Source organism: Vibrio sp. 10N.261.45.E2, assembly GCF_002875705.1.
In the GTDB taxonomy this organism is placed as follows: Bacteria; Pseudomonadota; Gammaproteobacteria; order Enterobacterales; family Vibrionaceae; genus Vibrio.
In genome coordinates, this window is record NZ_MCZZ01000004.1 from 1 (window position 1) to 10,458 (window position 10,458).

Consider the following 10,458-nt stretch of genomic DNA (forward strand, 5'->3'; position numbering starts at 1 on the left):
ACTTTATTGCTCCTAAACAGTTAGGAATGGTGGGCGACTTCATGTCTGCCGCCAATTCGGAAAAGTCCATCTGAGCGAAGTCCAACATGGCAAAATCTTCTTGAGTCAGACCACGACATACGGGGTTCTTAGGCGACCCCAAACGCTTCCCTATTTGTGTTAATGCCCCTGTCGTTGCGATCCGCGCGACTTTTGAGGAATACAAGCAGTAACTTTCTTTCTTGCGAAGGCAGGCACCGAGTACCTTTTTTGCGCAAAATGTACCGACTTTTATCACTATTTTTTTGGATTTAGCAGCCGCTATCTCACGCGCACTCTCGCTGCACTGGTGGGCGCCTATCTTGCCTGCCCAGCCCTCATCATCGCTGCAACAATCAAACGTGCCGAGCGCCCCTTTCGAGCACATTTTCGCTTCCCCTGAAAAAAAGGTGAGGTTCTCAGGATCGAATTCATCTGTAATGGCTTTTTGTAAAGCCAACCCTTGCAGAGCTTCTACCATACTGGTGTTGGTGGTGTACCTTGGCGGCTGACATTCGGGTTTCGTTGAGTTTGGTGGACACACCACCGTACCAGGACTGCCGCAGACTAAGCCGTCGTCTTTTTCCACCTTCGTTGTACAACGATGCGTTTCTCGATTGGCAATGCACACACCATTAACGGTCTGTTGACAGGCTTGACCTTGCAACTTACACGACGTTTGCCCTGCACTCATGTGTGCCTCATCAAGCCCCGTTGTCGGGATGTTTTGGCACGTATTCTCTGCGGGACATTGCCATGTTTGGCTCTTTTCCCAACAAGAAGCGGTGACTGGAACACCCGCAATGGTTCGGGTCTCATTAGGTCTGGTGCACACCATCGGTCGAGGAATACAACCCGCCGCCCTCAGTTCGGTTTCATTGTGGTTTTTCGTCCACCCCGTCACGGGGGTGGTGATTTGATAAGTCACGCTCGCGGTAACTTGTACAAGTTTCATTAAAGATTGCATTCGACCGTTGCAGTGACTTTGATACGGCACTGAAAACACGACGCTTTGGCGATTCACAGGCTGGTTAATACGATAGGTTTGATTGAGGTGCTTTAACCCAAGCACATGCGAAACTTGACCTACTTTGGCTCCATCTAGATATATAGGGATATGTTTTCCACAACTAGGGCGGGTGCTGTTCCCATTAGAATTGAATAGAGCTAACAGTTTTAGACTTGCTTGTGTTAAGACTGCATTAGCTACAGGCACACTCACTGCAAGCGTACCACTTTTGAATCCCATCAATGTTCTCGTTACCGTGTTTTTATTCACTGTATTGCTCGTATGAATACGGCTCATGGTGGTTTGAACCGTGCTATTCGTAGGCTTGATACACTGACGATTGTTCGTGACGTATTGGTAGCTGATGCCGCCGGTACAATCGTGATATTTATCACTGATGCCATTAATGAGCGTTGGTGAATATTGTACAAAATCACTGAGCCTCACAAGCTCTGGATCAGTTAAATCGGGCACTTCGGCCGTTGACTGTCTTTGACTGGCTTGTTGCTCCAAGTCAGATGCGTTCAATTGCTGTTTTCCAGCATCGGTCAGAGCAATATCTGCGGCAATCTGCGCCTCTCCCAAATGGTCATTGTTGGTGTTGTAGTATCGAGTTTGATCTGGATTTTTAGCTTGGTTCGCACACGCACTGTCTTTGCACTGTGAGTTCAAGACTTCGTCTGCGTTAATGTCACTCAATCCCGTGGCATGAGTGAGACTGCTCATGGCGCACCAAAGCATCGAGAGTCCAATGGTCAGAAAAAGAGGGGTTGAGCGCATAATCCTTACCTTTTGCTTAACGTACGAGCGAGATCTTGGTTATCCCCGCTGATGACAAATTGTTGGAGCGCGGCACGAGGGGTAATGTTGCCCGTCAATCGGTCAACACGCCCTTTGTCTTGCAAAATGTACGTCGGCACACGAGTGACCCCCCACGTCTTAAAAGGATGGGGATCGATACTGATACCACCGATAGGCTGCTCACCTTGCGCTTGAAGACGTTGGTTGATGGTTTCAATCGTGGCTTTAAACCCTTCGGGCAGTACCCCTTGGATGTAAACCGGTGCGCCTAACTCGTGCGCTTGACGCAGCAAAGGGATCAATGAACTTTCCGGCATCGACAAGCTCACCAATACCATGAAAGGATCGTGAGATTTTGGGGCTTTTGTCCCCATGCTTTCACGTTGTAATTGTTTTAAAAATGGATCGAGTGATGACTGTGATTGCCCTATCACCGCAAGGCATGGCTGACTAAAGACCAGCGCAAGCACGGTCATCATGATAGATCTTGTGTAGGGTAAGAGCATGATATGTCCTTTTGGTGTCTTATCGCCGCCCTGACGCGCTGCGCTTGTCGGATAGAGATAAGGCAAACTATTGGCTCGTTTCTCACCAAAGTTGGCCTCACCTCCATCAAAGTGAAACTCGTCTACAACGCCATGCAACTGTGCTTTCGCCAATTAATGAAGCTGTAGTTATCTCGCCCTGTGACGGGATTATTGCGCCCTGCTTCCCATCGAATCGCGGTCGTCCCATAGGGGTAGCACGCATCGGGGCTTGGGGTTGGCCTTGTCATTTGGTAGCGATAACGAGATTTAGGTAAAATAGGATCGGGCGTCGCCATGCAATTAGCGGGATTACCCGAATGCGTTTCATTGACGACCCCTTGGCGATGTAACTTAAAATTAAACCGTTCCATGAGTAACACCGCATTGCTGATGCCTGAGCGCCGCTCACTGGTTTGTCCCGTAAAGGGATACACCAAACCTTGGCTGCCTTGACACCAAAAAAGGGCATCAATGGCCGTGCTCGTCCCTAACAGGGTCTTGGTCGCATCGGCGATACACGCCAGTGCCGCAATCGGGTTATTAAAAAGAAACACTTCGGGATGTAAAATCGCGGCCGTGTCTTCCTGATGCCATAACGGATCAATTTCGGTGATATAAGCCATATCAAGGCCACCCGACGTGCCACAAACCACACTTTCTAACACCTCCAAAAGCGCAAAAATCGGGTATTTATACCAATGCACATCATAGAATCCGCCCTTTCGGTCAGGCTTACCGCCACCTTTAAAGGTGTCTGTCCCGCCCATTTTTAATGGGTTACTGCTGCCGACCGACATCCCCATACTCTCTAGGCAGTACGGCTCTTTCACCACATCCACCAAGCTGTAAGGCTCCCAATAACTGATGTTGACACCCACGCGCTGAAATATCGGCGGGGGCGCGGGACAAAAACCAATCGGCGAACCTTCGGTCTGCTCGTCAGGGTAACGCCCTTGAACAATCGGTACAGAGCCAACACGAATAGGGAAGATGCAGTCCCAACACACATCGGTGATGGGATTGAACATGCCCGCGCTGCTGCATGTAACGCCCCCCGCCTGAGCCGGTGTCGATAATAGTAAGATGCTGACCAAAACGAGTAAGTGACCGTGTAACCTCATTATTTATCCTCAACCTTAATTTCATCCACGCGCCACTGATTGCCACTCGCGTAAGCCAAGGCGGGAACGCGAGTAATGTGTAGCTTTTGACTGAGGTAACCGTTTTGGTCAAACCACACCTTTTGGTCGAGTTTTTGGTAAGCCTGCTCAATGTTTCCACCCACTAAAATCAACGTGGTGTCCATTGGGTGTTGCTTCGCCATGCGCTTTGCCCATTGGAGTTGCGACGCATCACGCCCATCAAAAAACGCCAGTTTTCGCGTGTAAGGTCTCCCCAACTGCTCAAACGGATTCACGCGTGTCCCCGCCTTCACTATCATATTTCCTTCATGGTCAGTAATATCACGAGGCACAAACAACGTCGGGTCAACAGTAAAACTGCGGTCTCTTGTTGCACGTTGGATGCCTTGCACGGCGGGCGGCTGCGCCATGTAGCCTGTGACCGTGGCTTTCAATTGCTCATGAAATCGGTCAATCGACCCATCCGCTTTTTTTTGCGCGAGACGTTGCTCTATCCAAACCATCATATCGACCTCTACGACTTCAAAGGTTTGCCCCATGACACCTAAGTCTTTCGCGGCCACAAACGGACTGAGCAAGACGAGCCACCACAAACGGTAAATGTATCGCTTCATCGCCAATCCCTCTTTATCCGTCGCTCCACCTCATCGGTGATGTCATTGAGCGGCGTGATGAGCGCAGAACGATTGAGCACCACCGCCCCCGATTGTGTTTCGTACTCTTTAATGAGTGCCATTAAACGCCACGTAAATTGATCGAGCGCGGCCACACGTTCACGCTCGGTCAACGTGGGCGCACTGAGTTGTTGGTCAAAACGCGCAATCAAGGCTTTTTTGTCCAAACTGACTAAAGGTTGAGTCGGAACAAAAGGAAATTTAGAGACCAAAACGACGGTGACTACGACAGCAAGACTGGCACTCAAAAGATGTGAGAGTAAGAGGGTTAAACGATTCATGACGCATCCCCTTGCGCTTGTTCCGCTTCTTTGGCTTTGATGACATCAAAACGGGCAATGTCTTTTTCATAGAACGTTTTTGCGGTATGAATCACCGCATCGGTGATGCTGACGCCTTGCTGCAACTGTTTTTCAACGTGGGTAAACTCGACTGATTCTGTCGATAACAAGGCGCGGGTGTAAGGGTCGCAAAAGAACCGATGAAAACTGCTGCGACCGCCTACCCTGAGCATTAAGCTGGAGTAACCGGCTTCTTTCGCCGTTTTAAATCCTTTAATTTGACGCACCTCAAATGGGTCAAAGGCCGTCGGATTGTCCTTCACGTAGGTGCCAAACCCATCCCCTTGTCTGAGGTAAACATGCACATCCGAATTGTTGTACGCCGCCTCGGACGCGCTGGATTTAAAGAAGTCCACAATTCCCTGTGTAATGGTCACAAATGAACCACGAAACTTACGCGCGGTGCGATAGCCTTCCTCGATGAACTCAGAGGCCGCTTTGTCACTGCCACTCATCAGCTTCCACGCTTCCTCAATGATGCACATCTTTGGCTTGGTTCTATCACCCGACAAATACATGGCTTGATTGATGTTCACCATCAAAGCAAACACAACCGGCCTGAGCACATCTCCTTTAAATCCTGATAACTCTAATGTGGTCAGATGGGCGTTAGGGTCGAGCATGGAAGGTTCGTTAAACATCTCACCATAGATTTCACCTTGGCAGTAAGGCTTTAACGCAAACGCCAAATCCAAAATACGGCGGTCGTCGCCCTCTTGTTTTGCGAGTGCGATTAATGAATCTCGCACATCATCCACAATGGTTTTATCGCCGTGATGCTCCCACGCCAGAGATATCGCCACCAATAAGGCCGTGCGTTGGTGGTCGGTTACGCCTTGGTTGGGCGAGCATAGAATCGCAAACAACGACACAATATCGCCAATGGTTTGTTTTAAAGGGTTCACCATCTCCCCTGAATCATCCACAAAGTCCCCGTCCTTCGCGATGGTAGAAAGGTGAGTGAAGGGATTGAGGCGGATGTCCTTATGACTCATGTAGACGCCATTTTCGAGCAGCGTGAATTTTTTATAGCTGTCACCATTATCCAAAATCCACACGTGCCCGCCGCGCTCGATTTGGTTTTTGGCCAACGCTTGAGTGAAGAAAGATTTTCCTGAGCCAGACGCCGCCGCGACCGCGACGTTAAAGTTGTCCCCGCCTGCTTCAAACGGGTCAAAATAGTACAGACTACGGCGAAATGTGGGTAACAAAAGCCCCGTGCTCATACGCTGCTTATCCGCCACAACCGGCAGAAAATTCACCAAATTAGACGTTTTAACAGTACGGGTTAACTTGAGCTTTTCCATGTCTTTGAAAAAACCATCCGCAGGTAAAAAAGGTAAAGTATTGAGTAGCGAAGCAAAATGAACACGGTGGTTGGGGATGAGGTTTATCCCGCCAAAGGTGAACGCATTCTGTGCGTTCATCATGTCAATTTTTCGGTCTTGCTCGGTGGTTTTAAGCGTCACGGTAAACGTGCAACGGCTCAATTTACACGCGTCACTCGTCAGCCCCTCTTGCAGTAATTCACGATCCTTCAACTCCGTCACAATGTGGGGTAAAAACTTCGCCATAGGGGAGTTTGCCCACTTCGTCAAAGAATGTATTTTTTGACCGTTTTTGATTTTTGTTTTGCCAGTTTCTTGGAGGGTGAACGCGACACTCAACGTAAAGGGACACGTCGTCGCCTTACTGCTTTCTATAATATGAGCGAAGCAATTAGGCAGCGCAAAAAGGTGATGCTGACGCGGCAGCTTATGCAGCCCTAATGTCACCAATACCGTGTCTTGCTGACCTTGCTCCCCATCAAAGCGACACGCGATACTCTTATCTCTCACTAACAGTTCGCTGCCCGCCTTCACCACTTGCGACGCAAGCGGCTCAAACGGTAAAACGTCCACATGGAGATCATGTAATGTGTCACGATCGAAATACAGGGAATCTCTTACCGCTTGGAGCAACGATTCATCCGTGCAAGGCATTGGTTGAAGCCCCAATTGTTGAAGCCCCAAAGTGAGGGTTTCCATCACATCCATTAGCTGGCTAATGTCGCCCTTGGTGTTAGAGACCCAAATGCGCCCTAAATAACGGCGTAAATTGAATTGGTCACTGGATTTAGCGTCAAAAGAATGCCTTGCACCATACCTTGCGTAGGTCGCTTCATTGCCTGCAAAAAGGGCATGTACTCCATCTTGATGTTGAATGGCTTGTGCATTTTGCTCAATCGCCACCCCTACGCGATTATCAACGGATAAGTCCACTTGATAAAACCACGCGTCCCCTTCGGGCAAATCACACAGCAACTTGTTCAAAGTCTCGACTTCCGTGTCCGTCACCCCTGATAACGGGATGAAATTCAGTCCCATTCCGACGCTTGAGGTATTGATGAAAACGTTTTTATCTTCATCAAATAAATGATACGGCAACTCATCACTGATTACGGGAGTTTCGCGCAAGCGGTGCGCCGCTTTGAATAGGGGTTCTACACTCATAATTGCGACGCCTCCAGTTGCTTACGGATCACCGTTGCGGCGGGTTTTGACCAATAAGGCTCACTAATCAAAATATCAATGCTGGCCGTGTCATGGTAATGCCCCTCTTCATCAATGTAAGGAAAGACCACCATTCGAGCCGTTCTCTCTGGTACGCGGATAGGGGTACTGGATGCTCTAGGCGCACTGACCGCCCCAAACCTTGGGGCTAACGTCAACGTCCCACCTTCATCATTCCCTGACTGATAACCGCGCGTAATCTGTCCCTCTTCACTGGCCGCAATGGTGCCGTTATTCGCCATGTTGTGAACATCACTGAGTGATGAACACGACGCTAACCCATCGACCTTCGTACAACTGCTTTCATTTTGAAAACCGGCGCACCCTGCCAGTGTGAACACGAATATTAAGGTCGCGCCTTTCATTAAGATGGTCATTTCACTTCTCCTAAAGATTGTCCAGTCGCTCCCGCCAGTGCCGCAATCGGGTTTGAGGTAATGGTTTTGACTGCATTCCTTTGTTCTTCGGCTTGTTTCATTTCTTGGGTGTAAGCTTTCGTATCGTAAAGAGGAAACCCTTTCAAAAAGACAATGTTCACCACTGCCCCTTGACGGATTTCAATATCAGGGTGGTATTGCTCGGCCAGTTTGAGGTAATAATCACTGAGTTTTGACGCCACTTCCGACGTGGCGGTACCCAACACATTTAAACCGACTTTGCTTGGGTCAACGGACGTCGTAGAGCCTAGCGCTGATACCGATTGTGTTTGTGACATTCCCGTCGCCGCGTTCCCCAATCCGGCCAAGACCCCTGCGATACCTGCGCTTTGTATAATTTTGCTGTTACGCATGATGGCCGTTCCCGCGATGCCGTTTTTCCCGTAGTTGAACACGGTCGCTTCAACGGGAATATCGAGCACCGAACCGTCTTTACGAACACACGACAATCGATCCCCCCGAACAATACCGCGAGACGAAGAAATATCGCCATACGCACTGCCCGTCATGGTGCAACCTTTTAATTTCGTGTGCTTACCATTGGGAAGAAAACCCCCATTCAACATTTCAAAAAGCACAGGGGACGTAGACGACTGACCCGATACGCCCGCATTGGCATCCGCACCCCCCGTCATCACTGCGGTCACAAAACTGCCCGCAGGGACGTAATTGCTGTCTGTGCGTTTATCCCGCTTGCGGGTTGGAATAATAAACGTCTCTATCCCTCTCGGCGTACTGGCCTCGCTCTGCACCAGCGTTTTCATTGACGTTACGTCTTTTGTGTCGTCATAGCGGTGGCTGTCTTCATAACGCGGAGGACGGGGTTTTGAACCCGGGTAATCAAAAGGGTCAACGTCGGTACTGAACGAATGTTGACCCGAACCGCCAAGGCTCGATGCCCCCGTATCCACTAGACCCGCAGACTCATTGGCCGCGTTTTGCAACAGTTGCGTAGCATCTTTAAGTTGATTCGCCAGCGCGTCTTTTTCTTGTTGCCAAGCGATAGCCGCTTCTTTCGCTTTTTCATCTTGCGCCTGAGATCGCCCCATCAATTGCTCGTTTTGCGCTCTCAATCCTTTGACTTCTTTAGAGAGCAATTCCAGCGTGCGCTCATTACTGCGCTCAGCAGACTGAGCATCATCACGCGTGTACTCATCATCAAGCACCTCTCCCAATGACGGTGCTGAGCGCGTCACAGGCGGAGCGCTCGTCTGCGACAATAACCAAAACAGCCCAAAGACCACCATGACCATCCCAAGCGCGACCGCCAAGATGATATTGTTGCGAGACTGGCCTTGCTCGTTGAGTGACGATTTTCCTTCACTCTCAAGACTTTCATTTTGACCGCGAGAGAAAAACCGGTGCAGTGCCTCTTTCATCATTGCGTCCCCGTCGATGTCACGATTTGATAAAGCCAAGCTTTACCCCCATCCGCTAACGCGTTGACGTTGGGGATCACCGTTTGCGCCTGCAATCCTTCCACATACCATTGGTTCGCTTGTAGAGAAACGCTCTCACCCGTTCGATTGATAAGGCGATAAACTAAAACGCTTTGCGTCGGGCTTTTAAAAATGACGCGAGGGACGGCGTTTAACGCTTTTCTTGCCCCTTCTTGGTATTCACTTTTTACGCGCGAGCGACAACGCGTTCGCTCATAACCTTTCAAGCCCTGACAAGGTTTGGTGTCTTCGGTGATGTTATGACGCACAAACCCCGCGGGTGATTGACCCGACTCAAAACTCAAAATCGACGATTTCATCAACTGATTTAAGCGCGTCACAAAAGGCACACTCTTGACCGTCTCCTGCCACTTTGCCGTGGCGTTCTCTTTCAGCGTAAAAATAGCGGTCACCGCGGGTACAGCGCGAGGCACCGCCAAGACAGAAAAATGTCGGCCGCCCTCTGTGCTCACAAAAAAGGTAAAGGGCGATAAGCCGCGCTGTGTGTTCAGCGACAAAAGCACACTGCCGTCTTGTGACGGTTCGTTATCAATCACACAGAAGCCTGCGGGACAACGCACAGAAGTGATAATGTCGTCTTTAACCAGGAGGCGATTGACATCCACTCCCGACAAAGACACTTGCACCGTCTCATTGTCAGACAATGAAAAAAGGCTCGGTGGCAACACCGTGGTCTTCACTTCCGCCGCCATGAGTGGTGTGGTCAATAGCGCTACCATCATCCCAAACCAACTAAGATAAGGGATGCCGCATCGACCAGCCTTGCCTTTCATTAGGCCGCTTGTATTCATTACATCGACTCCTTTCTATTGGTATTCACACTGTTCATGGACGATAATAAAATCAGTCCTTCGGGCGCAGAAAACGTGAGGGTGATGGTTTTGGGTTTGGGTGTTAAAGCTCGACGCTTCACGTACTTTTGTTGTACGCCGGTCACTTCAACGACCCCGCTACTCACATCAACCACCATGCCTTGAATGAAAAAGCTGCTGCTCACTTTATCGTTGATAACGACGTGAGATTCCTTATCAAGTTTGGCCTTCAATACGCTATATTCACTCGGCAACAGATAACGCAGAAGCTGCTCGTTTTGAGCCTCAACATTGTCCGGTGTGACGTTGTAGCGTAGCCAAATTAAATATTGCGCTAATTGTGACAAATAGCTGCTATCGACATAGTCTCGGCCGATGGTCACAGGTTTCGTTAAAGTGGGTGGTATTAATACCGTGCGTGTTTTATTCATCACGACGTAAGTTAACGCGCCCGATAACAGCACCACGACAAGGCCGCAACACGTCATCACCCGCATCAAAGACCGTTGATGCGACTGTGTGAGTGATTGAATGTAGTCATAATTTTCTTTTTTCATTACGGAAACCAATATCGTAAGCTAGCGGCAGGAAAGCGCTTAAAAGACGCTTTATGCTTGGGCGTCGTGGTGTAGTAATAGAGGCTGCTACTGAATACATTAATCCCGTATTGCCCTTTGATGTAGCG

Annotated in this window: 10 protein-coding genes; all 10 read right to left on the bottom strand. The window is 49.5% G+C overall.

Translation table 11 applies throughout. From position 1 onward, the window contains the following. A partial coding sequence (traN, locus tag BCT34_RS00090) for a conjugal transfer protein TraN (RefSeq protein WP_198594875.1) occupies positions 1–1,753 on the bottom strand: 1,753 nt, incomplete at its 3' end. Between the two features lie 59 nt (positions 1,754–1,812). Further along, entirely contained in the window at positions 1,813–2,487 is a 675-nt protein-coding gene (gene trbC, locus BCT34_RS00095; RefSeq protein WP_131828415.1) for a type-F conjugative transfer system pilin assembly protein TrbC, read from the bottom strand. Beyond that, positions 2,457–3,476, bottom strand: a complete 1,020-nt coding sequence (gene traU / locus BCT34_RS00100) for a conjugal transfer pilus assembly protein TraU (protein ID WP_076654384.1) — start codon at positions 3,474–3,476, stop codon at positions 2,457–2,459. The genes trbC and traU overlap by 31 nt, the downstream gene beginning before the upstream one ends. Beyond that, positions 3,476–4,111, bottom strand: a complete 636-nt coding sequence (gene traW, locus BCT34_RS00105; RefSeq protein WP_083702830.1) for a type-F conjugative transfer system protein TraW — start codon at positions 4,109–4,111, stop codon at positions 3,476–3,478. The genes traU and traW overlap by 1 nt, the downstream gene beginning before the upstream one ends. After that, positions 4,108–4,452, bottom strand: a complete 345-nt coding sequence (locus BCT34_RS00110; RefSeq protein WP_076654386.1) for a TrbI F-type domain-containing protein — start codon at positions 4,450–4,452, stop codon at positions 4,108–4,110. The genes traW and BCT34_RS00110 overlap by 4 nt, the downstream gene beginning before the upstream one ends. Next, entirely contained in the window at positions 4,449–7,004 is a 2,556-nt protein-coding gene (traC, locus tag BCT34_RS00115; RefSeq protein ID WP_076654387.1) for a type IV secretion system protein TraC, read from the bottom strand. Before traC ends, BCT34_RS00110 begins: the two co-directional genes overlap by 4 nt. Further along, the gene (gene traV, locus BCT34_RS00120) at positions 7,001–7,441 is read right to left on the bottom strand and encodes a type IV conjugative transfer system lipoprotein TraV (RefSeq protein WP_076654388.1); all 441 of its coding nucleotides are present in this window, start codon (positions 7,439–7,441) and stop codon (positions 7,001–7,003) included. The genes traC and traV overlap by 4 nt, the downstream gene beginning before the upstream one ends. Further along, the gene (locus BCT34_RS00125) at positions 7,438–8,721 is read right to left on the bottom strand and encodes a TraB/VirB10 family protein (protein WP_241902811.1); all 1,284 of its coding nucleotides are present in this window, start codon (positions 8,719–8,721) and stop codon (positions 7,438–7,440) included. Before BCT34_RS00125 ends, traV begins: the two co-directional genes overlap by 4 nt. A 158-nt stretch (positions 8,722–8,879) precedes the next feature. Beyond that, positions 8,880–9,752, bottom strand: a complete 873-nt coding sequence (locus BCT34_RS00130) for a type-F conjugative transfer system secretin TraK (RefSeq protein ID WP_076654390.1) — start codon at positions 9,750–9,752, stop codon at positions 8,880–8,882. Continuing rightward, positions 9,752–10,330, bottom strand: a complete 579-nt coding sequence (gene traE / locus BCT34_RS00135; RefSeq protein ID WP_076654391.1) for a type IV conjugative transfer system protein TraE — start codon at positions 10,328–10,330, stop codon at positions 9,752–9,754. The genes BCT34_RS00130 and traE overlap by 1 nt, the downstream gene beginning before the upstream one ends. Positions 10,331–10,458: the final 128 nt, after the last annotated feature.

Coding starts and splice junctions, on each gene's coding strand:
- BCT34_RS00110 (WP_076654386.1), bottom strand. CDS start 4,452: ATGAATCGTTTAACCCTCTTACTCTCACATCTTTTGAGTGCCAGTCTT.
- traC (WP_076654387.1), bottom strand. CDS start 7,004: ATGAGTGTAGAACCCCTATTCAAAGCGGCGCACCGCTTGCGCGAAACT.
- traE (WP_076654391.1), bottom strand. CDS start 10,330: ATGAAAAAAGAAAATTATGACTACATTCAATCACTCACACAGTCGCAT.
- traU (WP_076654384.1), bottom strand. CDS start 3,476: ATGAGGTTACACGGTCACTTACTCGTTTTGGTCAGCATCTTACTATTA.
- traV (WP_076654388.1), bottom strand. CDS start 7,441: ATGACCATCTTAATGAAAGGCGCGACCTTAATATTCGTGTTCACACTG.
- BCT34_RS00130 (WP_076654390.1), bottom strand. CDS start 9,752: ATGAATACAAGCGGCCTAATGAAAGGCAAGGCTGGTCGATGCGGCATC.
- traW (WP_083702830.1), bottom strand. CDS start 4,111: ATGAAGCGATACATTTACCGTTTGTGGTGGCTCGTCTTGCTCAGTCCG.